Here is a 23,558-nt window from a genome sequence, read left to right as displayed (position 1 = left end):
CTTTTTTAAATTAATATGGTAAACATTCTTCTACTAACATTCTGACTCCTATTGTAGCTTTTTCTTTAATTACCAATAGGTTAATCCCTTCTTCTACATCTGGGTTTGTATCGATGTAAACGGTTTGTGCATCAAAGGGAACGGCTAGTAACAACGAAGCGACTGGATGTACTACCATTGATGTTCCGACGATTACAAACAAGTCGGTTGATTGTGTTATGGCTATGGCTTTTTCAATTTCTGTGACTTCTTCTCCAAACCAAACAATATGTGGTCGGAGTTGGTTCCCATCGGAAGCTAGGTCGCCTAGTTTTATGTCTTGATTACAATCAGTAATCAGATTGGGATTTTTACTGCTTCTAGACTTTCTTAATTCGCCATGCAAATGAAGTACGTTTGTGGAACCTGCTCTTTCGTGTAAATCGTCAATATTTTGTGTGATTACGGTTACGTTGTATTTGGTTTCTAATTGCGCAATCAAATGATGTGCTTCATTTGGCAAAACCTCATCGAGTTGCCTTCTTCTTGCATTATAGAAATCTAATACTAACTGCGGATTTTTTTCAAAACCTTCAGGAGAAGCTACTTCTTCAATTTTGTGATTGTTCCATAATCCATTGGCATCACGAAAAGTACTAATGCCACTTTCTTGACTGATGCCGGCTCCCGTAAAGAAAACGATATGATGTTTGTTTTTATCCATACTCTTTAATTTTTACGTAACCACCCTAAAATAGATGCGTTGTCTAATTTCCATTTGTTATTTACTTTTATCAAATCAATTGTTTCCCTTGAATTTCCAAAACGTCCTGGATTCTGTTGGATAATTTCGATTTCATCATCTGTTACTTTGGAAACAATGGCAACGTGACCATAAGCGTTAAAGCTATTGGCATCAAAAATCAGAATATCATTAATTTTTGGTTTCGTGTTACTTGGATTGGAAAACTGAAGCAAATTTCTATCGGAATTGCGTTCGTTATCTTTCAGATTTGGATTATAAAAATCTTTTGCGTGACAGAACGTATTTGACATTTTGTGGTTTAAGTGGTCGTAATAGTAGCGTTTTACAAACTCTACGCATTGGTATTTAAGTCCGTAATTGTAGCCTTCTGCGCTTCGATTTCTTCCTAAATTCGTAGCTGTACTGCCATTGTAATAGACTGGAATGTTATTGAAACTGTCTATTTTTTCTCCAACTTTAGGCTGGTTTAAAATGTATTTTTTTGTAATGCATTTTAACATTAAAACTACAGCTAAACACATCACTGCAATGACTGCAGCTCTTAAAATTCTATTTATTTTCATCTTCTTATTTTGATTATCCATTGCTTTTTTAAAATTGTAATGGAATATGAATTCGTTTTTGTAATACACTAAATTTCCTTTGTACAAAGTGTTTAATCCCTTTGAGTCGGTAATAGCAACAACAGCTTGGTCATATTCTTCCACTCCTTTTCTTTTATGTATTTCAAATTTAACATTAGCCACTCCTTTTATTGCATCATAACTATTGGAATACTTCCAATCGAAATAATAAATCGTATGGAATTGGTTTGCCTTATCTACTTTAATATTTGTTACGCTGCCCATACTGTGTGAGTTTTGAACTAAAATTACATTAGCAAAATCAATATTCCCATTGGACTCTTCCCAAAGTAAATACCTCTCATTCTCATAAGAATAATAACTATCTTCTTTGTTGTTATGACTGCTGTAGGTTACTTGAACCGCTCCGAAAATAGGATTGTCGTCCTGTGCAAAAGTTATTACATGAATTACTAGTGCTATTAAAATGTAAATAGTTTTCATTACAAATTGTTTGTCTTTTTTATTTGATGAGTAGGTTGGTTTTATTATCAACGAAATATTGAATACTACCATTTTTATAAATTACTTTCCTGTTCCAATTCCCATCATCGTCATATTCATGTATGAAATTGATATCCTCAACTAATCTTTTTGAAGTACCGAATACCATTTGTTCTTTGATGCAGTTGTTGTATTCGTCGAAAAAATACAACCAACAATGCTCTGGTTCTTTTTTATAATTGAAACGTTGCATTTCAACACAATTTCCATTACCATCGTACTTGTGTTCCCAAAATTGTTTAATTCGGTTGGATGGTAATTCAAATTCGACCAAAGTCATTAGTTTGTCATTATCATAATGATATTCATATCTTAGATAAGGTCTTTTATCTGCATTCCAATATTCCACTATTTTTTTGTCTTTTAGAAGCGTTGTTTTATCATAATAGGAAGGTTTGTCGTATAAGAAATGTAAACAAATGGTACTATCGTTATCATAAAAAAAATTCTTTTCTGTATGCTCCACTTCAAAATTATCACTGTAAGAAATGAAAGTTGTTTTCTTTAAAACACCTCCTTTTTCATATTGATACATTATTTTCTTTTCCAAATAACTGAACATATGATGTATCAGCTTTGCCGTTGGCAATAAATCCATAAAGACTGTTTTCTCTTCATAACCGTTTTTAATTTCATAAAAAAGTAAACCATCTGGGTTGTATTTTTTCACAGAAGTGTATATTGAATGATAATCAATACCATCTTCAGGTAACCAAATACCTGGTGTGACTTCTTTTGGTTTATATGCTAAATACTCGCAGTTCATACTTAAAATGTTACATGATAGACATCAGATACGTTTCTTGGCATGTTTCTGTACTCAAATGCTCCTTCTTCATCAATAATTTCAACAATATCAAAAGTGGTACAATCGGCAGGTAAGCCTTCAAACAATAAGGTAAAACTGTGTTGGCCAGATGGTCCAATAGGTTGCCATTTGGGATACATTACGATATTGAAGTGATGCAGTAATTTGCATTTATGCGAAGTCCCTTTCGGAATCAAGTAAATGGTTGGCCATACACGAATGGTATGAACGTTTGGTATCCCTTTTGCTTTTGCATGCACAATTACTTGTTTCTCCTCTTGGGTGTTGATTTGCTCCAGAAGTTCTGGAGCCAAATCAATTTTTTCTTCTGTTACTGTTGCCATATGTTGATATGCTTTTTACAGTTGGTTGTAATGCTCAGTATTTTTTGCGATAATTTGTCCCTCTACATCTAAAAGAACTCCACCCGAAGTAATAACATTATTTAGTATTGGTTCTTTATCTTGTTCAAAATAGTAGGCTTTGTTTGCATTAATGACTAAAGCCACTTTTACGTTTCTTTTTTGTTTTTCACTTTCTTTTTGTTGTACCAAAGTGACATGCTCTACCATGATTTGTTCTATTTCCTCAGCTGTCATTTCTACTTCTGCATTTATAACAATCGAAATACCTGGTAATGTATTGGAAACTGGATTGATGTGAACCGGAATTTGTGTAAAACATGGTGAATTTTCCTGTTTGATAATCACATAAGGAAATCTACCATAATGGGTGGGAAAATTTTGACTAGTGAATTGGTGTTCGGCTGTCTCTTGCCATTCGAAATACGAGCAACGGAAATTGGCTAAATACTCACTTGTTTTGGTATTTAGTTCTGTATTCCATAACAAAATGTATTTTGCTTGTGTTTGGATGATAAAACTACCTGAAGCCTCTCCGATACTGAAAGCTTTTCCTGTAAATTCCAACTTTTCGTTGAAATACCAGATTTCGTATGGTTTACAATTGGTCCAATCTAAAAGTGTGGTGAGTTGGTCGTGTTGTATTTCTAAAAATACAGGATGTGTTTTATCAAACGTTATATCGCTAAGACTTACGTTTGTTTTTTGGATGATGACGTGTTGCGCACCAAAGATTTTATATTCTTTGTGTGTATTGTTATGAACTGGATTGTGATGTAAGCTTATGAAGTGAATATTAGTTGTTTTCATTTTGATGCGATTTTAAAATAAGGGGTTGATTTACTAACTGAATTGGATTTTGTAATGACACGGATTTTACTGTGCCGTTTTGATGGAATTCAACGAATGAATTGAGGTTCCATTTCCGTTCCAACATTTCCGAAATACAGGATTTCAGGAAATAGGTTCTAGCTGTTGTCCAGCCTTTTTTTTGGGTTTCCTGATTGAATGCTTCGATGAGTTCTTCATCAGAAAGGGAATGGAAATGTGTTTTCCATTGGCTTTGTACTACTGCATAATTTAGCATAACATAACAAATTAAAAATTAAACAAAGATTGTTATGTCGCATCAAAACGGTAAAAGAATTGTGGTTTCTCAACACTTTTGAACGACTGTTCCGCATACTAGGCCACCGTGTCGTGAGTTGATCGGTTGGCTAGCCCTAAGGCTATCTGGATGCTGGATACATAATTAAAGAAAATTTTTGAGATATGCAAATTTATTTAAGTACGTGTGTTAACTCTCCGAAAGCAGTAGGATACATAGGTACTTTAGCTTCATCGTTAGTTGTAATATAAATTTCTAACCTTTCGGCTAAAATTCTACAACCATCATTAAAAACTTTAATATTTTCCTCTGTTGGTTCAAAAACTTTTACATAATCTCCAATATACTTTTGATCTTCAAGCCAAGTTAGTGTGTATAAAAAATATCCTTCTTTCTTTTCTAATTCAGCAAAGACTGTTCCTTCATTATTGGCAATTACCAAACCTCTCAATTTTTGACAAAATCGATTGTAATCTTCAAGGTTGGTGAAAAATGAAGTAATTAAATTTCTTTCGTTTGACCATTCCATCTTTTTTAAGTTTTAGATTATTCTTTAAAATTTTTATTTGAATCATTCTTAATTAAACCTTTAATTGGTTTTATTTTTTGATGTTGATTCAACATAAAAGCCAAATAATCCAACTATAACTATTAATGGAATAATTACATACTTTAAGTTGTGAATTAAAAAAAATAGAGATAAAACATAAACTGTAATCTGAATAGGGTTGTTTTGATCGATTCTCATAATTTCTATATTTTAATTGTTTTATAGTTTATATGAAAAAGATAAAAAGGTAACCCTATTGGTAAAAAAAAATTATTCTAGTAGTACAAAACCTGCCCAATAAAATGGTGACTTGTATTTTTCTTTTATTATATTTTGAGCCTTTTTTAGAGCCTCCTTTTTTGAAAAACCATCTAAATAAAACTCATAAAAATGTACCATTAATTCTGAGGTTGATTTATCTGGAACTTGCCATAAACTTACGATCATTGATTTTACACCTGCCAATTTAAATGCTCTTTGAAGACCAAAAACACCTTCACTTCCTTTTATATCGCCTAATCCAGTTTCACAAGCAGATAAAACTACTAAATCAACACCTGATAAATCCATCTGAGCTATTTCAAAAGAACTTATTATCCCATCATTTTTTTTGTCAATTAAATGTTTATTTGCATTAGCAAATACTAATCCTGTCTTTAATAAATCGTTTTCTATTGTATTATCATTTAAGTTATCAAGATTTCTACCATATTTATTGTAAAAACCATGTGTGGCAACATGAATAATATCTGTTTTGGTACTATTAATATTCCTAAAATTACTTTCAGTTGCTGTATTTTTAGTAAACATCAAAATTTCTTTTAAATTCTTCTTTTCAAATTTTTCTTTTATTTGATTTACTTCTTTTTTAGAATATGGCAACATCTGAAAATTTAAATTCGTATATCTTAGTTTTGAGGTATTTGTTTCGTTAAGCTTACCATATTCAATATCTCCAAAAATGGAAATTTTATTTTTGTTTGAGATTTGATTTTCGTTTTTCAATAAGTCTTTTGTACTACCTAAATATGTTAAATTTACGTTTTTACTATTCAATAACGCAGGAAACGAAATTGTATGCAATGTGCCACTTACTGATAAAAAAACATTTTTTTTATTTAACGTCTCATCCTCAATTTTTTTCCAAACCAATTGGTATAATTCAACACTTTCATTTTGATACAGCTTTTCAATTCTTTCTTTAGTTTGTCCATTTTTATCTAAAACTTTTAGCAACTCACTTTCTTTAAATAATGAGACTATTTTCGGACTTTTACATAATTTATTAATAATTAAAGCATAATACCTTCGGTCATTTTTACCTTTTATATTTTCTGGAACATTAATTATTTCAATTGCTACTTCATCATCTCTTAAATAATCTCTGATATTCTTCCATGAAATTGACTTAGGATTTAAAATTTTAAATTGTTCTTGGCTATTAATTTCAACTATTAAATCTCTTTGTTTTTTGTTTAAAAGTAATTCCGTTTCTTTTGAATTATTATAAAGTAACTGCTCTTTTTCAAATAATAGTTTCTGATATTTTTTTCTAAGAATTGGATTTATATTATTTAGGTAGTTTCTAATATTTTGATTTGAATATAATGCTACATTCTTTAAAGCCAAAACATTATCATAGAGTTTTTCACCTGAATTTTCTTCTATATTCGATAAATAAATACTATTGATAATTTCAAATTTCTTTTCCATATTAAGTGAAAAAAAAACTTTTTCATCTTCGGAAAGAAAAAGAAAATTATCGAGTAAATTATTGAAATAATATAACTCTATTTCATTAAGTGCTGATTTAGTATTTTGTTTATCAAAACTAACAAAAACAGAACTCAACAATAAATTGTAATACAACTCTTTGTTTTTTTCTTTGTTTGGCTTTAAAATAGATAGTGCCTGGTTTAAAACTTTATAAGCAAGATCATTTTTTCCGATACTAGAATAATAATTTCCTAACCGATTTAAGTTTTTTGCATATTCAAAACTATTTTCGCCTGCGTTTTCTTTGGATTTTTGCACTAATTCTACCAAGCATTTTTCTGCTTCCTTTAATAAGTCAGTGTTTACATCTGCCTTCTCTGAAAAAGATTCTTTTAATTTTGACCACCAATTTTTCTCTAAAATTAATTCATTACCACGGCTGTTCAAGCCTGATGCTAAACAATAATTTGCTTTTACTATTAAAAAATCACTATAAATCGCTTTTCCTTTTCTATCTTCAGCTAATGGAATAGCTTTTAATAATAACTCGGAAACTTTTTCATAGTTTTGAAAATATAATTCGCTAGTTGCTGTAAGCAGTAATAAGTTAAGATAATTAGTAGAAGTTTTACTCAATTTAGAATTTTCATAATACTTTAAATTTTCTGATTGTAACTTCATTGCTTGATTGATGTCACCAATTCTTAAAGCGTAATCAGCAAAAAGTAGATTACAATTTATGAAATAAAAAATATCTTCATTTTCTAGACTTTTATTTAAACTATATAACTCATTATAATATTTTTCGGCTTTTAAATAATTTCCTCTTGACAAATTAATCTCTGCCAGTGAAAGAGTTGGAAAAATTGCTAGATTCTTTCTTTCTGAATCTAATAAGTTTGATTTTGTTAATTCTAAAGCTTCATTATATTTTGATTCAGAAATATTATTAAACTTTGGATCAATATTTAAACAATAAGCGTAATTTATTAATACTGCGTATTTATTTAAAAGTCTTTGTTTTTTATCGAAATCTGTTTGACTATATAATTTGGCCATAAAAAGATAATTTGACGGCTCGTTTCGATTAACCTCTTTTTCATAGGAAGTTTTTGCATAATCGAAAGCCTTAACCAAATTACCTTCTTTTAAGAATTCTTCTGTTTTTTGTAAATAACTGTATTTATCTGATAACTTTTTAGAAAGATAAAGTGAAAATCCTCGTGCATAGAAATAATTAAAACCTGAGAATAGAACAACTGCTAAAACTATCCCTAATAATTTGAATAACTCTTTAAAATTGCTTTTCCCTATTATAATTTTATAAAAAGTACTAACAACTATTGTAAATAATAACGAAACGAAAAAGATGAGAATAATTGCAAATACCGCAACCATAAGTAATTCCCAAAAATAACTAAAACCCCAGAATCCTTCAGGATTAGCTATATACCAAATCAAGTAAATAAAATTTGCTAATAGGTATAGTACTAAAATTAATATTAAAAAGAATATAAAACTATTCAACTTCTTTTTAATATTTTCAAGCTTTAAAACCATCTTATGTTACTTACAATTTCTTGTGATACTTTAGAATATTTATCATCACTCTGGATTAACTCATTGAATAATAATTTTGCTTTGCTTTTTTTGTTTTGTTTTAAATAGCACAAGGCTAAATAAAACTTAACTTCACTTGGATATTCAAAATTTGATGATTTACTAAGATATTCAAAATTGGAAACAGCAGGGTTAAGCTCATTTGTTTTCAATTGTGTTATTGCTAAAAACATCACCAATTGATCGTTTTTATCTCTTGGTTCTAAACTCGCTAAAATATGTTTTGATTTTTCAAAGTTATTATTTTTAAATAATTGGATAGCTTCTAAAGCTAGATCTGTTTCAAACTTATTCAAATTTTCTAATAAAATTCCACCTCCTCTAACATAACCTGCTGACTCAGAAGAAACTTTTATTTTTTGATAATCAATAGACTGAACTATTAACTCATCTGATGTATACTCTGCAAAAAGCTTGTCATTTGATTGCTTAGTTGGTTGCCAAATCATAAACGCAATCAAAAAAATAGCTGCCACTCCAGCATATTTAATCCAAGAAAGATAAATTACTTTAGTGTTCTTTTGTTTAAAATTCTTTTCTTTTGAGTAAGCTGAAGTATGGACAGAATTTTCTGTTTCTAATTCTTCATCCCATTGTTTGAATTTTTTTTTAGGTTTTCTCTTTCGGTCTTTTTAATTGCAGCTTCTAAATCATTTTCAGGAATTTCAAATGTTACTTTTTCATAAGCTTTGGGTAATTCCTCTCTAATGCGTTCACGTTCTAATTTTGTTATTACACCTTTAACGGTTTTAAAATAGTTAACCTGTTCAATAAACAATTTACTATTATTCGCTAATAAAATATCAATAGCTTCGTCGCTACCCTCTAAAACATGAAGTTCGGCAAGCTCTTTAATTAAACTAGCATGAACTGATGTGAGTTTTTTAATTACTCTTTCTGGATCATTTAGTTGCAATTCATAAACCACTTTGAAAATAGGTTTAGCATCATTTTCGTAAAGTAATATCGATGAGGTAAATGCTTTCCAGAAATCATCATTCAAATTTAATTGATTGAAGTTATTGTCCTTTTCCAAAACTGGAAGCACTAATGATTTTATTATTTGTTCTGATTTCTTCATGTTTAGTTATTCAACTCATTGAACGCTAATTTTTCTAATCTTTTTTGACATTTTGACTTTTGTACTTTAGTATTTGCTTCATTTGAATACCCAAAAACTTCTGTTAATTCGTTCATACTTTTTTATGATACCAAAACAACGTTAAAAGCTCATAACAATGCCCTCCAGCTTCTTTTATTTTTAACAATGCTTTTTCAATTGCTTGAAAATAAGGTTCATTCGTATTATCAATAACATCTAAACTATCTGTAATATTTAGGTAAGACAACTCTGAATTGTCATTGTCATCCTCATTATTTTCAATAAAATCTACTGTAATTTCACTTTTATTAAAGGTGTTGAGTAATTGAAATCTACAAACAGAATTTAGATACGTTTGAAAAGAACAAGTTAATTCAAAATTTCCTTTGGTTATTTTCTCGTATAACACTAAAATAGCATCTTGAAATACGTCTTCTAGTTCGTATTCATTCATTTTAGAAGTCATTTTTTTCATAAAACGAATGCTGTTAGATTTACAATTTTTATAAACGTAAACTAAATTATCGCTATTTTCTTTAATTTTTTTAAGTAACTCTTGATCTGAATTTTGAGATAAATTGAGAATTTTTGCCATTATAGTTGGTTTAATAAAACTTATAAACGGCTACAATTTAGGATTTTTTATGTAAAAAGTCACAATTCTCAACATCTGTTTATTTTTTCCTCCAATTCCAAGGTGCAATCGGATTACTTTGTTGCCACAAACCTACTTTTAATTTTCTAGCTTGAATTTCCAATTTTGCATAGTCATTATCTGAAGAGTATTTTTTAAAGTGCCAAGCTAATCCATTTTTAATTAACTCTTTGTTGATATTTATGTTATTACAATACACTTCTGCAATCCATCTTTTGTATCGGTCTTTTTTACCATTACTCACTATTTTTACCATTTTACCAAAACAAAGATCAGATGCTTTCCACTTAGCATTTTTTCCATAAGGTTGGTTTTTTTCAGGACAATCAATGTGATTTAAACGAATTGTTATTTCGGAATTTTTATACAATACTTTGAACGTATCTCCATCTTTAATTCCGACAACTTTTGCTTGAAATATTTTTGGAATTTGCGTTTGACATAAAGACCAATTATGGGCTAAAATTGTAAAAAAAAGAATTGCTGCTATTTTCATTGTTTTATGAATTGGTTAATTGTATTTACTGTTATATCTGTTGCTTGTTCGCGATGTGAAAATTGGATTTTTCTGGCATTCATTCTTTGTAACCAATCTGTCCAGTAGGCTTTTAAAATTTCAAAATCTTTACCTTTTCCTGTTTTTCGTTCGTTTACTTCGCAAATTAATATTTCGGTATTGGATAAATCTACGTTTACTTTTGGAATGTTTAAGCCTAACATTGAAATCATTTCGTTTGTATTACCGATGATTAAAGATTTGTATAACTGAGGTGTCAATTTTGTATCAGACGCTCTATCTTCTGCTTCTAAATATCCATCTGTAATAATAACAATTTTGTTTACGTAGTTATCAAATAGCGTATTCTTTTTAATTCTGCTTTCTAAATATCTCTTGAAATAAAAAACATAATCTGCGCCCAGTGGTTTTTGAATTGCTGAATTGTACATTTTCTCTATCCCCATATTAAATTGGTCTGTTTTATCGACTGTAAAATACAATCGATTACTTTTTCCTTTATGACTTGACAAATCAAATTGAAGATTATTTGCTATTGCATTAAATTGTCCCTTAGCTTGTTCTACATCTGTTACATCAATTATCAATTTGTCTTTTGAATCCTGTTTTAGCATTGAAACTTCTACAAATGACTTCCAAATGTTTGAAAGAATTATTTTGTCGTTAGTCACTTGATTAGGATTATTAATTTGATCTAAAATTCTTCTTGACAAGTCTGGAACCACAATAACATTTATGCTAGTTTTTGCTGTTGGTAACCACTCTAAACATTGTTTGATTTCTTCTTCATTTAAATTGAAAGTATTCAACTTTTTACGTACCTCATCTTGAAATTCAATGGCAATACTTTTATTTCCGTTTTCGTCTGTTTCTAACAAATCGAATTTATATTTGTCAAAAATTGATTTTACTTCATTCATATTTGCACTAACTTGAATTTCATCGATAGCAGTATTCAATTTTGACGGCATTGAAATTAGACTTATGAAAAGAATAAAAAATACTATTACTGCGATTAAAATGTAAATGGGTTTTTTACTTTTAACTTTATTCACTCTTCTTGTTTCCATAACTTGATTGATTACGCGTTTAGATTTTCAATTTTTGATTTCATCCAATTTGTTTGTACTCTAATTGCTTCATTATTTAATTTTAAAGCTTCATCCGAATTGAAATTTCCATTAGTAAAATATTGCCAACCTCCCATAAATTCTCCGATTGCTGCTTTTAAAGTTGAAATGTTAATTGGGATGTCTCCAGTTTCATAACCACTTATGTTTTTTTCTTTGTCTTCAATTTTCGCATTGCATGATAAAATATCACTTTCAGCCTTAGCAATTTTTGATAGAATAATGTTCAATTCGTTTCTCTTTTCCTGAATTCTGTTGTTAATGTTTCCTAGCATTATTTTGGTTTTTTCATTTTCTGTTTTTAAATAGGAATGACTTAACACATAGTTTAATAAGAATCCCCAAATAACATAAACTACAAACCCTAATATCAACACCAAGTAAAAATTAATATCCGAAAAAATCATATTGAAATTCCACAGTTCATTCGTTCGACCAGCATTAAACTCATTGTTGTGAACTCCTTCGGCAATTTTATAACCAATAAAAGCATCGGCAATAAATGTTATGAATAGCAATACCGAAATCAAATTATATTTTTGTGATTTTCCTTCTTTAACCAATCCTTTATTTTCTTCTAATGCATTGTGAATTAAAAACCCTAATCCTAAAAAAATCACTGGAAAAAGTATTATCAAAGCAAAAACCCCACCACCTCGATTCAAAGCATCTGAAAAAACATTTGCATTTATGAAACCTAAACTTCCTTGCTTTATTCCATAAAAAGAAGAATAACCGGAAGAAGAATAAAAGACAAACAAGTAAAGTGTAAGTAGAATTGTTATGAAAGCTCCAATGATAAAGGAAGTTGTATCACCTAATTCACCTTCACCATTTTTAATATCAATTCTTTCTAATTCAAGTTCTTGAATTTCGTTTTCTTTATCAATTTTGTTTGCGTTGTAAGTAGTGATTTCGGCTTGAAGATCATTTTTTCTGCTTTTTTCCAATATTACTTCTTCTCTCAATCTTGAAATTCTATTTTTAACACCTGTTTCGTCTAACTTTTGGTCTTCTAAAAACTTGTCATATACTTTGTTTAAATAGCCATCGATGCTTTCAGGATTTGATTGTGAATTTGTTGCTGATTGAAAACCATATTGGGTTAATGTAATTTTATCGGAAGTTATACTTTCTTGCATGTCTTTTTTATTTTTAATTAATTATCTCACATACGTTTTATTTCCATTGCTATTGATGTAGTAGGTTCCACCTCTAGGACCCGTATAGATAGTTTGTGAACTATAAGAAGGTGTTGAGTAAGTTGATGGATAACTTGCAGGCATCACATAAGTCGAAGAAGAATAACTAGGTGTTGAATAACTTGATCTAACAGGAGTTGAATAAGTTGGAGTTGTGTAAGGAGAACTTACAGGCTTGTAATATGTATTTGGATACGAAGTACTTCTAGGCAATGTTCCTGCTTTACCTGTATGGGGATTTACATTTCCTCTTGTTGTCCAATTATCATTTACTGTGTGATTTTTCTCTGTTCTGTAGTGTCCTTGAACATAGGTTCCATTACTTCTGTAATAGCCGTTAACCCAAACTTGAGATTGTGCAAATGAAAAAGCTGTTGTTAAAAAAAATACGATTAAAAAGAATAAATTTTTCATGATAATAAGTTTTTAAAATGTTATTGATAATTTGTTTTATACTTGTTTATATGAAACATTTAAAAAGGTAACCCATCAATTTTTATTTTTTTTAAAAAAACTTAAATAAGAAAATTACATTATTAAAAAAATACAGCATTAAACCTTGTTAATCAATGATTTATAATGTTTTAAAATTTTCAATTATTCAAAAAATATTTTCAATTTTTTACTGTAATTAATCTTGGAGAGATACTCTATGAATTCAGGTAGCTCTAATAATTGAAGAAGACCGTTAGAGTTTTTGCTAGTTTGTTTTACTTCAAAATCAGCTATATGCTTTTTATAATTAACTTCCCCTAGTGTAAACATAATTGCTAATTCAGCTGAAACAAATAATTGATATTCATTTTCAAATTCAAAATTTTCTGGTAAGTACAATGTTATTTTTACTTTTTTACTGGATATATTGTAATCATCTAATTTTATTAAAGATTGTTGTATGATCTTATTGAAAACTTCTGGTATTTGATTGTAATTCTCAGGTGTCAGTGGTTTTATAAAAGTTTGAACTGAAAAATGCTCCAATCTAGGTGCGGTATCTCCTAAAGCAACAAGTTTCGGAAATAGTTTTTTGTATCCATAAGCCGAAAAAATAATTTGATGTTTTTGAGCTTCTGAAGAATTTTCCAAGAAAAAGCACTCGATTCTTTTTGAAACATAATCTAAATTTTGATCAAAATATTTGATTACTTCGTCGGTATTAATACCCAGTTTTACTGCGTAGTAAATAGTTTTTTCATTATCTTGGAACCAGGTCCAGAAGTTTTGGATGGTTTTCATTTGGCGAGGGTTTAATTCTTTGTTCATTTTGTTTCAAGTTTAAGGTTGTGGTTTTAAGCTGCGCTTAAAAGGCTTGGATTACTGCGTAGTTTAGGTTTTACCACATAGGAACATAGGTTTTGTTTTTAGGCGTTTTACTTTGGTTAGGACGTTTAGCTGTTTAAGCTGCGCTTAAAAGGGAAAGCCTGCTTTACAGGAGATTCCTAGTTTCACTCGGAATGACACAATCATTGCCATGATTGATGGGGAATTTATCTTTTATCCCTGGATTCATTGTTGAAGGTGATTAGGTTGAACATTGACCTCATTCGGGAGCGGAGGCGGTTGCCGTAGAGGGCTTCGATTTCGCTGGCGGAGAGGTTTGTGGTGATATGGGTGATAGATTGATTTTGAACAAAATCTTCGTAGCGTGAAATGATTATTTCTGCCATGACGTTGAGGTCGTTGCCGTAATGTTTGATGTTTTGTTCTGCTCCTAAGTCGTCGAAACAGTAGCCGGTTAAACGTGATTGTGTGTGCTCTTTTTGGGTGTAATTTTGAAGTGATTCGAAGCCATTTTTTGCAAACTCAAAAGATATTTCTCTACACGTCTTAATTTTGTAGTCGTGTTTGTGGTAAAAAAATGGTCGGATTAATGCCATAATTGACGTTTTCCCGCATCCAATTGGTCCCGATAACAAAATACCTTTGTTGAGGTCTAAATTGAACTCTAAAGCCTTTTTTTCGTCTCGAATGGCATAAATTACCAATTTGAGAATGGTTTGATGGTCAACCACTTCAATTTTGAAAGAGCGACCGTAGATGAGCTTGCCCTGGTGTTCGATGTAGTTTAAGCACCAATTGAAGTTGTAGATTTTGATTCCGTTTTGAATAACGAAAGTGTCTTTGATGGTGTTAAAGTGCTTCTCCATAGTTTTTTTGATTTGTTACGTGGAGGTGTTTTGGATTTAAATTGATTGTTTTGAGTTCTGTTTGAACTGAAGCATTAGTTCTATTATCAAACTTCCTAGCGTTGAGCATCCAATTTCTTGCTGCAGCTTTCCAATCTTTCATTTTGGTTCTGCCACCGACTAACCAGCCGTTGCTTTCGAAGTAGTTGAAAAAGCGTTGTGCTTCGACTTCGGGAAAGTTTTTTTCAAGGAAGTAGATTTGGGTTTCTTCGAGAGTGGGTTTTGTTTTCTCAATTTCAACTTTCTTCTTTTTTTCGCGCAACTTTTTTTCTTCTTTGAGTTCAACTTTTAAATCCGATTCTTGAACCTCATCAAAAATTGAATTTGTAAAAATTAATTTTTTTTCATTTTTTAAATTTTCTTGCTTAGCTATGTTTATAATGTTTGTATTGTTTATATTGTTTATATAAGGTACATGTTTAGAGCTTGTTTGATGCTTGTTTAGAGCTTGTTTAGTAACCTGTTCATTAACCTGTTTAATAACTTGGTCATTTTTTGACTTGGTTGCACGCTTTTTTAGTTCTTTTTTTGGCACTGGTTTGGAGTAAAAATCCAAGTTGCAGACTTCCAAAATGGACCCTTTGAATGGGTTAAAAGATGGTTTGTAAATCACGTATCCTCTTTCGGTTATATCTTTCATGCATTTGTGGTAGGTTGCGGTTGATGCAATTTTGCTAATGCGCATAAGTTCGTCTCGAGAAATGCTAATTGGATTTTGAAAGCGATTTTGGTTCCAAAGTTGGAATATGGCCATGTAGAGGCTTATGTGGGTTGGGTTGAGGTCGTAATCGACGCTTACTTTTTCGAAGAAGCCGGTTAGGTGTTTGATGTAGTTCATAATTGAGTGATTAGTGAATAGTAATTAGTGACTAGTTCAGCTTTAACCTTGTTCAAGATTAATCCTGCTATGCAGGAGATTTCTCGGCAAGCTTTAAATGACAAAATCAATTTTCGATTTACAGGTGCATACTTCGCAAGTGCCGTTGCAGGTGTTAGTGGTATCTTCCATGTTACTTTTCTAGCATTTTTACGATGTCCTCGTAGTTGTAGTAATTGATTCCGCCGATGCGTTTGTATTTTAGTGTCCCATTGATGCGGAGGTTTTGTAAGGTTCCTGGAGAGATTTTTAGGATTTCACGGACTTCGGCTGATTTGAGCCAAGGTTTTGGTAAAGCTTCAAATGTTTTTGATTTTGTTGTGGAATTTTTGATTTCTCGTAGTAGTAGATTTCCAAAATTTAGCAAATCTCGTTTCGTTACCATTTGGTGGTTAAGTAATTCAATGTTGTCCGTTTCTGGGAACAGGGTTTTGTGATTGAAGTTCATAATGCTATGTTTTGAAGTTATTTGGTACAAAACAATTGCATTTGAAAAAGAAAAGTTCCCAAGTTGGTACCAACTTGGGAACGATTTTTATACTTTTTGAGTGGAATTCGTTGTTTTTAATTTAAATCATTTTCGATTTTGGTTTCCAGTGCATCTTGCAACTGATTTAAAAATCGGGTTTGATCTGTTTTGCGGTTTTTGATATCGATAAAGCTTCTGGTAATGTTGTCTCCTAAATCGATTTGAAATGCTTTTTCAAAAACGTGGGTAATTTCTTTGATATCGGATTGACCATTATCGAACACTTTAGATTCGTGTAACGCATAAATGAGTTCGATTAAATCGATTTTTTTTGCTGTCCAGTGTAGATTGGAATGGAATTGATTGTTGGTGATTGCACACGATTGGTTTAAATTATCAATTCGGTTTTCGATGTGTAATGCTAATAATTCAAATGCAATTACTTCTGCTAACAAATAGTCATGTGATGTGCATAGTTTAGCATCATGAATTATAACTGAACAATCATTTAAGAACAGGTCTTTATACTTTTTCCTTGTAAAATATAATTCATCAAAATGAGTAGATTGACTTTTAATGTATTTGATGAATTCTCTGTTCCTTCTGTGGAATTGATTTATTGCATCAATTTTTTTTTCAAAGTGTTTTATTTTCTTGTTTTTGTCTAGGGGAAGAGTTGCAAAGAGTAAAAGTATTTCTTTATAGAAAATCAGTTTGGCTACTATATTGGGTTTGATTTCTTTAAAGAATTTGATTTCTTCTTGAATGCTTTCGAAGACATGATTTTTTAGCCAGTCGGTTAACTGCTTGAGAACATCTTCAATGAAAATAATAATCTTTTTTGCTTTTTCTATTTCATTAGAATAGGTGTTAAGGATTAAACATAATTCGTTTTCAAAATCTAATAGGGAGTTGTTTTTTATAGCTGTTATCATAAAAAAAATAGATTTTAGTTTGCCAAAATAAACTAAAATCTATTAAATTAAATGTAAATAAAATCTTAAAAATATTACAATATTTATAATATTTTAGTAATTCATTGATTTACTTTGAGTTTGCAAATTAGTATTAAATTTAGCCTTTAAGACCTGCATATCCTCACTGATTTTCTTGTCTAAAATCTTAGCATAATGCTGCGTTGTTTTTAGATTGGTATGTCCTAACATTTTACTTACGGTTTCAATTGGAACTCCATTACTCAATGTTACAGTTGTTGCAAAAGTGTGTCGCGCTATATGGAATGTTAGTTCTTTGTTGATTCCGCAAACAGTTGCAATTTCTTTAAGATAGGCATTCATTTTTTGGTTTGACAATATTGGAAGTATGGTACCTTTATTTTTATTAACAGGATAATCAGAATATTTATCCATGATAAATTGGGCGGTTGGTAATAAAGGAATTTTTGAATTTGTATCGGTTTTCTGGCGGTTTTTATTTATCCATTTATCACCATCAATTCCTAAAACAATATTATCCGGTGTTAGTTGTTTCACGTCTATATATGCTAATCCAGTAAAGCAACTGAAAACAAATATGTCACGAACTAACTCCAATCGTTCTGAAACGAATTCTTTTTCCATCAAACTTTGAATTTCTTGTTCTGTAAGGAATTCACGAATTACTTCTTTGACTTTTGCTTTGTAATTTGCAAATGGGTCCTTTGTCAGCCATCCATTGGCCAAGCAAATGTTTATAATCTTGTGGAAGTTTTTAATATACTTTACAGCTGTATTGTTAGCACACTTTCTTTCTGTACGAAGATAAAATTCATACTCTGTAATAAAAGCATGATCTATTTTCTCAATATCAATATCAGAAACTCTGAATTTCCATTGAAGAAAGTCTTTTGTGTGTTTTAAAGATGTTTCGTAACGTTCCAATGTCCCAGGAGCGTACTCGCTTCCTACCAGTTCTTTAATTTTACGATTGTGTTCTGTGAAGATTGGGATTAGTAGTCGTTCGCGTTGTTTGATACCGAGTAAACGATTTTTAAATTCATCGATGTTTAATGATACGCCATCTTTTAATAATTCGAATTGGATTTCGTTTATTCGATTTCGTGTAAAATCAAGTAAGTTATTTATTGAACGAGCTTCTTCTGAATTACCCTTCATTTTGCTTAATTCAGTTGACCATTTCGATGGCTCAATAAATTTTTTAGTACTGTACTCAAATCGCTTTCCATCGATTGTTAATCGCACATAAATTGGTAATAATCCATTACCATTGGCTTTGGTTGATTTCGCATAGAAATGCAGTGTGACTTTTGAATTCATTTTTGGTAACCTTTAAGTTATTAATTAATTTACTTTAAAGTTTGCCACAAATCAAGATGTTTGAAAATTGAAAAGGTTATTGAACAGCTTACCAATAGTGGATTGGTTGAAAATCGCTGCAATTAATTTTTCAATTTAGCGAGACCCAAAAATCAGGTTTTTATTAGGGTCTCGATGGGGTCTCTTGATTTTTGAAAAAGAATGAATATTTTGAAAGGTAGTAAAAACAAAAAACCTCGAAATTCCTAAGATTTTCGAGGTTTTGATAACTTTTGATAAGCTATTCAGCGGAGAAAGAGGGATTTGTCTACTACAAAATTCACCAATAAAATCAACACTTTACAAAGTATGTTGTTTAAGTGACTCCTCGACTGACTCCTCTTTTATAAGGCTACTATTATTCTAAATTCAAAGTACTCAAATATAAGCATAATTATTTGAATATTAAAGTATCAAGACTAAAAATTGAACTAGTTATTTTAAAGCTTAGTAGTGCTTTTTTGATTAAAATTTGTCAGAAGTATTTTTCAATTTTAACCAAAAATCAAGTGAGTTACTTGTTCATATTTTATGCCACTATATGTACAGAACTCATCAATCGTTAGAAACTCATTTTCGAGCTTATTGAGGTCTTTTTTTATCTTTTGCAACAATCTAGTACTTTGACGATAACTCTTGCCTGTTATACGTTGTATGTCCTTTGGATAGATGCACACCCTCTGATTTTTCAATTTCATACTTTATCTATAGCTTTGATATAGCGATGCTATACTTCTGACGAGCAGAAAATCTTCTGCAATTTAATTATAATTTTTCATACTCATTAATTGTGCCTTTATGCTCATTTAAGACACTTGTGTCGATTTTGGACATATGGTACACTTATGACTTTTTCTTTGCAGAAATGCTTTGTAAACTTTGTATTAATCATTCGAAATGTGGTTGCAACTGATTGAAAGAATGAAGGAGATTTTAAAAGAATGTTTAACGAAATTTTGAAGTTATGGCTAGACAGAAAGGCATAATTAAATTGAAAGGTACTATCGGGGATATTACCTTTTACAAAACGCAAGATGGTCATTTAGCTCGTGAGAAAGGTGGAATTGACGCAAGCAGAATTGCGAGTGATCCTGCGTTTCAGAGAACACGTGAAAACGGTTCTGAATTTGGTAGAGCTGGAAAAGCCGGAAAGATTTTGCGCACCGCTTTAAGACCATTGCTTTTGAATTCTGCTGATGGTAGAATGGTGAGTCGTTTGACTCAAACAATGGTAAAAGTAATTCAAGCTGATGCTGTGAGTGAAAGAGGATTACGAAATGTAATTGATGGAGAAATTGAATTGGTACTAGGTTTCGAATTTAATATTCGTGGAAAATTAGGTACTTCTTTATTTGCTCCATTTACCTCAGCAATTGATAGAGCTGCGGGAACATTGGATGTTTCTATTCCATCGTTTGTACCTGCGAATATGATTGCTGCTCCAAGTGGAACAACTCACTTTAAAGTGATTTCTGGAGGAGCTGAAATCGATTTTACGAACGAAACCTATGTGGTAGAAACTACCGAAACGGCAATTTTGCCTTGGGATGGAACAGCTACAGCTGTAATCAACTTGAGTAATGCCGTTACGGCTAACTCTACTCACCCTTTAGTTTTGGCTTTAGGTATTGAGTTTTACCAAGAGATTAATGGACAAATGTACCCTTTGAAAAATGGTGCTTTCAACCCGTTATCGATTGTTAAAGTTGATGGTGGCGTGTAATGGTTATTTGGTTAACTAGAACTTATTTCCCTGAAGGAACTAATGGAAAACTCGAATGTGAAGGCAAATTGATATGCAATACCATAGAATTGCCTTGGAAGATGAACGAAACAAGAGTTTCCTGTATTCCGGAAGGGAAATATTTTATTAGAAAGCGATATAGCTCAAAATACAAATGGCATTTGGAATTAGTGGATGTTCCGAATAGAAAGTTTATTCTTTTTCATCCTGCTAATAATGCGCAAAAGGAATTACAAGGCTGTATTGCTCCGGTTACTAAACTTTCTGGACCAGGATTAGGGTTGTTGTCTAGAAAAGCTTTTGAGAAGCTTAAAAGCATTGTTTACAAAGCTTTGGATAATCATGAAAGTGTTACGTTAATTGTTCAATCTTAAATTATAATTATGAAAAATATAGTTAATAGAGTTTCGGCTCCCACACCTAAGTTTTTTAAAGTGCTTCGTACTATTGGTTTGGTATTAGCGGCAGTTGGTGGAACTATTTTAGCAGCTCCAGTAGCTTTGCCAGTTGTTGTTACAACCATTGGCGGTTATGTTGCGGTTGCTGGAAGTGTTTTGACAGCTGCAAGTCAGTTGACAATTCCAAATGACAGCGAATAATCACACGCTAATAGGTACTGCAGGAGGTACATTTTTAAGTATTGCACCCAATATTCAATCTGAAGATATTGCAAAAACGGTTATCTTAGCCACTATTGGAGCTGTAGTCAGTTTTACTATTTCGTTAGTACTTAAAAGCCTGAATAAGAAGCACAAAAAATAAGTTTAGCCCTTGTTGTGGTGACCTTTGGGTTAAACAAAACGAAAGTCAGGTCTAAAAAGACTTGACTTTTTTTATTTATTAATTATATTTGAATTAACTAATTTATGAATACTAGTAATCCTTAGTTTTTTATCGGTTACTCTTTTTAGATGTCCTCCAGCAACATTTTTCCAGTTTACACTGGGTGGAATAACAGTTTATAACTATATTAAAAATCTAGAAGATATGAATGACATTGGAATTTTTTTGAAAAGGTGGATTGGAGTTAACGCGGACAGACCAAAAGTAAAAAAGTCTAATCGATTTAAAGCTAAGAACGAACATATTGCACTTAACTTCTCAGGTTCGATCCCTGACTGTCCACAAGAAAATAACCCAGCACTGCTGGGTTATTTAGTATTACAATAACGATATAAAATAACTCTTCGCATATCATTGATAAGGTTGATGTTATCGTGAAATTGATTTTCTTTTTGCTCCAAAAGTTTGAGAGCTGCAACGTGTTTAATGTGAGTTTCGTGTTCATCCATCATAACTTTAGACTTTATAAAAAACTCCTTTTTAAAATCGTTAAGACGTAAAAATGGAATTACGGAACCAACCAAATGTTGATGCCAAAAGTTAGTTTTCCATAAACTATAAGCAACAAAATAAAGATTTTCACAATCCTGTTCTAAATCAAATATGATTACAAAACAGTTCGTAAATGACTCTTTTTTCGGCTTTCCGCTGTTCATTCCTTTGTTAAGTATGAATAAATGAGGTTTCGAGTAAATCGTGTCTTTTTGGTGGGTTTTAATGATAAAATTCTGCATAACATTAGACTTTAAAATTGATTAGATTTTCAGTTTTTCGCAGATTTCCTATTGAAATGCATATGTGCCTCGCTACGCTTCGCCCATTAAAATTTTTCAAAAGAAAAAAAGAAAAAAAGAAAGCCATTCGTCCAAGTGAAAGGTTTCAAAAAAGCAAGTTTTTCAGAAAAAATACTACCCGATACGTGATTGAAATCGGAAATGGTTAAGCAGAATAGAAATGTGTTTTGAAACTTTTTGGGTGGAGATTTTTTCGGAAACCCGAAGGGCTTGAACTTGCTTTTTTGAATACCTAAAACTTATTTTTGCTTCCTTTTTTACTTTATTTTTTTGAAATATCCAATCGGAATGTTCTTGTTTAATCGGATTGTAGCTAATGAAATGAGTGTTGATTTGAAAGATAGACGTCTTTGGAAAGGGTATCAAATTCTTTGGATGGATTAATTAACCTAATCAGAAAATAATAAAGCTATTTATTCGGTCAAAGAATTTGATACTCTTTCTTGGATTTGATTTTTGAGGATGCCTAGAAATCAGTTGATAGTCGCAGTGTTCAGTTAAAAGAAAAGTGTCTTATGAAAACGGGAAGCATCTTCAAAAAACAATGCATTAAAATACCGAGTGCGATGTGGCAGTAGCGCAAGTAAGGGTATTATTTTTTATTTGCTTACTGTGATGTTTCTGATTGCTTTAGTGGAAAAGCTGATACCTGAGATACAGTTGGCAGTCGCAGTATTCAGTTTGCATAAGATTATCTTAAAAAAAATGTTATAGCATCAGCTTTTCCGTTGGAGCAATAACTGTTTATTTACTGGCAAATAAAAAATGATACTCTTACTGGAAATTTTGGTTTTGTGGGTAATAAAAAGGCTTTTACCATAGGCAAATTAACTGAATTTCAAAGCCATTTTATTACTTACAAAAGCAATGCAAATACTTCCTATTTAACCATAAAGCTAATAAAAACAGTTACGGTGAACGTTCTTAAAATCGATAATAACAGAAAATATTCCTATGAAATAGAGAACGTTGTTAAAGGCAGTGGCGAAGGACTGTGTTTTTTGTAGCTGGGTGATGCGATGGAAGCTGCAAAAAATGTTGTCCTGGAGCCACTGGCAAGAGCGTTGGACGAGCGGCTTTTTTACATAATGTTATTATAATGGCTTGTCCCTTGCCCGAAGGGATTATAATGCCACATTATGTAACTAAGCTTGGGAGAAAAAATTACTGGCATGAGTTGCGTAGCGAACGTGTTTTTGTTTTGAGCGTTGGGCAAGCTCTTTGACTGATGGCTTATTGGATTTTTCTTTTTAAACAAAACGTTTTAGCCAACAGACAAAGTGCTTGATGTGCGTTGGGACAAAAACCATGACAGTAATTTTTTTAGGAGCGTTGGGAAGGAGTGGCAATTGGAAAGAGATTTTAATTTATTTATTTTAACCTTTTCTACCCACTTATGGTAATTTAAAATGAATAACCCAGTATCCACCATTAGCACCTTTCATTCTTTTTAGTATGCCTAAATCTTTTAAGAAAAGTAAGTTTTTGTCAATAGCAGAAAGGCTTAAGCCAATGTTCTCTGATAGCTCACGAATGGTGATTTTACTGTTTTTATGAATAATTTTTAGAATATCAACTCTACTTTCCGTTAGGATTTCTACCCACTTTTCTACCCACTTTTCGAAATTTTACATTTTCGAATTATTTGGTTAAAAAAAATGCCCCAAATATTTACTATAAATGGGACA

27 protein-coding genes, 1 pseudogene and 1 riboswitch are annotated in these 23,558 nt (G+C 31.1%); of the genes and pseudogenes, 4 read left to right on the top strand and 24 right to left on the bottom strand.

Features of this window, described 5'->3' with window-relative positions:
• Positions 1-10: 10 nt before the first annotated feature.
• The 22 genes from GCU34_RS00590 to GCU34_RS00490 all read right to left on the bottom strand — a co-directional run bounded on the left by GCU34_RS00590 (position 11) and on the right by GCU34_RS00490 (position 18,450).
• Positions 11-703, bottom strand: a complete 693-nt coding sequence (locus GCU34_RS00590) for an SIR2 family NAD-dependent protein deacylase (RefSeq protein WP_072780774.1) — start codon at positions 701-703, stop codon at positions 11-13.
• 5 nt (positions 704-708) lie between these two features.
• Positions 709-1,884, bottom strand: a complete 1,176-nt coding sequence (locus GCU34_RS13730) for a CHAP domain-containing protein (RefSeq protein ID WP_227658701.1) — start codon at positions 1,882-1,884, stop codon at positions 709-711.
• Positions 1,832-2,638: a hypothetical protein gene (locus GCU34_RS00580; RefSeq protein ID WP_072780779.1), complete on the bottom strand. Its 807-nt coding sequence runs from the start codon at positions 2,636-2,638 to the stop codon at positions 1,832-1,834. The genes GCU34_RS13730 and GCU34_RS00580 overlap by 53 nt, the downstream gene beginning before the upstream one ends.
• Positions 2,639-2,640: 2 nt before the next feature.
• Positions 2,641-3,024: a hypothetical protein gene (locus tag GCU34_RS00575; RefSeq protein WP_072780785.1), complete on the bottom strand. Its 384-nt coding sequence runs from the start codon at positions 3,022-3,024 to the stop codon at positions 2,641-2,643.
• 15 nt (positions 3,025-3,039) lie between these two features.
• The gene (locus GCU34_RS00570) at positions 3,040-3,852 is read right to left on the bottom strand and encodes a hypothetical protein (RefSeq protein ID WP_072780787.1); all 813 of its coding nucleotides are present in this window, start codon (positions 3,850-3,852) and stop codon (positions 3,040-3,042) included.
• Complete coding sequence (locus tag GCU34_RS00565) at positions 3,839-4,129, bottom strand: hypothetical protein (protein WP_072780790.1); 291 nt, start codon at positions 4,127-4,129, stop codon at positions 3,839-3,841. The genes GCU34_RS00570 and GCU34_RS00565 overlap by 14 nt, the downstream gene beginning before the upstream one ends.
• A gap of 64 nt (positions 4,130-4,193) precedes the next feature.
• A riboswitch (SAM-I-IV-variant riboswitch) is annotated at positions 4,194-4,288 on the bottom strand.
• Between the two features lie 34 nt (positions 4,289-4,322).
• The gene (locus GCU34_RS00560) at positions 4,323-4,679 is read right to left on the bottom strand and encodes a hypothetical protein (RefSeq protein WP_072780793.1); all 357 of its coding nucleotides are present in this window, start codon (positions 4,677-4,679) and stop codon (positions 4,323-4,325) included.
• Between the two features lie 60 nt (positions 4,680-4,739).
• On the bottom strand, positions 4,740-4,898 hold the full coding sequence (locus GCU34_RS13535) for a hypothetical protein (RefSeq protein ID WP_178138324.1): 159 nt from the start codon (positions 4,896-4,898) through the stop codon (positions 4,740-4,742).
• Positions 4,899-4,970: 72 nt separating this feature from the next.
• A complete protein-coding gene (locus tag GCU34_RS00555) occupies positions 4,971-7,877 on the bottom strand; it encodes a CHAT domain-containing protein (protein WP_178138325.1) in 2,907 nt (968 codons plus the stop codon).
• Between the two features lie 89 nt (positions 7,878-7,966).
• The gene (locus tag GCU34_RS00550; protein WP_152378320.1) at positions 7,967-8,512 is read right to left on the bottom strand and encodes a tetratricopeptide repeat protein; all 546 of its coding nucleotides are present in this window, start codon (positions 8,510-8,512) and stop codon (positions 7,967-7,969) included.
• Positions 8,513-8,613: 101 nt separating this feature from the next.
• Entirely contained in the window at positions 8,614-9,117 is a 504-nt protein-coding gene (locus GCU34_RS00545) for a hypothetical protein (RefSeq protein WP_152378319.1), read from the bottom strand.
• A 112-nt stretch (positions 9,118-9,229) separates the two neighbouring features.
• Entirely contained in the window at positions 9,230-9,733 is a 504-nt protein-coding gene (locus tag GCU34_RS00540) for a sigma-70 RNA polymerase sigma factor region 4 domain-containing protein (RefSeq protein WP_227658700.1), read from the bottom strand.
• Positions 9,734-9,812: 79 nt separating this feature from the next.
• Complete coding sequence (locus tag GCU34_RS00535) at positions 9,813-10,289, bottom strand: thermonuclease family protein (RefSeq protein ID WP_072780805.1); 477 nt, start codon at positions 10,287-10,289, stop codon at positions 9,813-9,815.
• The gene (locus tag GCU34_RS00530; RefSeq protein WP_152378318.1) at positions 10,286-11,269 is read right to left on the bottom strand and encodes a hypothetical protein; all 984 of its coding nucleotides are present in this window, start codon (positions 11,267-11,269) and stop codon (positions 10,286-10,288) included. Before GCU34_RS00530 ends, GCU34_RS00535 begins: the two co-directional genes overlap by 4 nt.
• 122 nt (positions 11,270-11,391) lie before the next feature.
• Positions 11,392-12,582 (bottom strand): hypothetical protein, encoded by a 1,191-nt coding sequence (locus GCU34_RS00525; RefSeq protein WP_072780811.1) that lies wholly within the window; start codon positions 12,580-12,582, stop codon positions 11,392-11,394.
• Between the two features lie 21 nt (positions 12,583-12,603).
• The gene (locus GCU34_RS00520; protein WP_072780813.1) at positions 12,604-13,056 is read right to left on the bottom strand and encodes a hypothetical protein; all 453 of its coding nucleotides are present in this window, start codon (positions 13,054-13,056) and stop codon (positions 12,604-12,606) included.
• Positions 13,057-13,239: 183 nt separating this feature from the next.
• Positions 13,240-13,905, bottom strand: coding sequence for a hypothetical protein (locus tag GCU34_RS00515; protein WP_072780816.1), 666 nt, complete (start codon positions 13,903-13,905; stop codon positions 13,240-13,242).
• Positions 13,906-14,129: 224 nt separating this feature from the next.
• A complete protein-coding gene (locus GCU34_RS00510) occupies positions 14,130-14,789 on the bottom strand; it encodes a P-loop NTPase family protein (protein WP_072780818.1) in 660 nt (219 codons plus the stop codon).
• Positions 14,773-15,666, bottom strand: a complete 894-nt coding sequence (locus GCU34_RS00505; RefSeq protein WP_072780821.1) for a hypothetical protein — start codon at positions 15,664-15,666, stop codon at positions 14,773-14,775. The genes GCU34_RS00510 and GCU34_RS00505 overlap by 17 nt, the downstream gene beginning before the upstream one ends.
• A 172-nt stretch (positions 15,667-15,838) precedes the next feature.
• Positions 15,839-16,153, bottom strand: a complete 315-nt coding sequence (locus GCU34_RS00500) for a helix-turn-helix domain-containing protein (RefSeq protein WP_072780824.1) — start codon at positions 16,151-16,153, stop codon at positions 15,839-15,841.
• 116 nt (positions 16,154-16,269) lie between these two features.
• Positions 16,270-17,109, bottom strand: coding sequence for an RteC domain-containing protein (locus GCU34_RS00495; protein ID WP_072780827.1), 840 nt, complete (start codon positions 17,107-17,109; stop codon positions 16,270-16,272).
• 93 nt (positions 17,110-17,202) lie between these two features.
• The gene (locus GCU34_RS00490; protein WP_072780829.1) at positions 17,203-18,450 is read right to left on the bottom strand and encodes a site-specific integrase; all 1,248 of its coding nucleotides are present in this window, start codon (positions 18,448-18,450) and stop codon (positions 17,203-17,205) included.
• Between the two features lie 1,003 nt (positions 18,451-19,453).
• Between GCU34_RS00490 and GCU34_RS00480 the strand changes: the two genes are divergently transcribed.
• From GCU34_RS00480 to GCU34_RS00465, 4 genes are all read left to right on the top strand, one after another.
• Positions 19,454-20,212 carry a hypothetical protein gene (locus GCU34_RS00480; RefSeq protein ID WP_072780835.1) on the top strand — a complete coding sequence of 253 codons (759 nt, stop codon included), beginning with the start codon at positions 19,454-19,456 and terminating at the stop codon, positions 20,210-20,212.
• Positions 20,212-20,607, top strand: a complete 396-nt coding sequence (locus tag GCU34_RS00475; protein ID WP_072780838.1) for a DUF5675 family protein — start codon at positions 20,212-20,214, stop codon at positions 20,605-20,607. Before GCU34_RS00480 ends, GCU34_RS00475 begins: the two co-directional genes overlap by 1 nt.
• Positions 20,608-20,616: 9 nt before the next feature.
• Positions 20,617-20,832 (top strand): hypothetical protein, encoded by a 216-nt coding sequence (locus GCU34_RS00470; RefSeq protein WP_072780841.1) that lies wholly within the window; start codon positions 20,617-20,619, stop codon positions 20,830-20,832.
• A 388-nt stretch (positions 20,833-21,220) separates the two neighbouring features.
• Positions 21,221-21,403, top strand: a complete 183-nt coding sequence (locus tag GCU34_RS00465) for a hypothetical protein (protein WP_072780844.1) — start codon at positions 21,221-21,223, stop codon at positions 21,401-21,403.
• On the opposite strand, the gene GCU34_RS00460 is transcribed toward GCU34_RS00465, so the two are convergent.
• Entirely contained in the window at positions 21,385-21,810 is a 426-nt protein-coding gene (locus tag GCU34_RS00460) for a DUF6943 family protein (RefSeq protein WP_072780847.1), read from the bottom strand. The two genes, GCU34_RS00465 and GCU34_RS00460, sit on opposite strands and share 19 nt — an antisense overlap.
• 1,454 nt (positions 21,811-23,264) lie before the next feature.
• Positions 23,265-23,483 (bottom strand): annotated as a pseudogene (locus GCU34_RS14350) (winged helix-turn-helix domain-containing protein); the annotation flags it as partial.
• Positions 23,484-23,558 lie beyond the last annotated feature (75 nt).

It is taken from the genome of Flavobacterium haoranii (genome assembly GCF_009363055.1).
GTDB classification, from domain to species: Bacteria; Bacteroidota; Bacteroidia; order Flavobacteriales; family Flavobacteriaceae; genus Flavobacterium; species Flavobacterium haoranii.
This window is presented reverse-complemented; position numbering and strand designations above follow the sequence as displayed.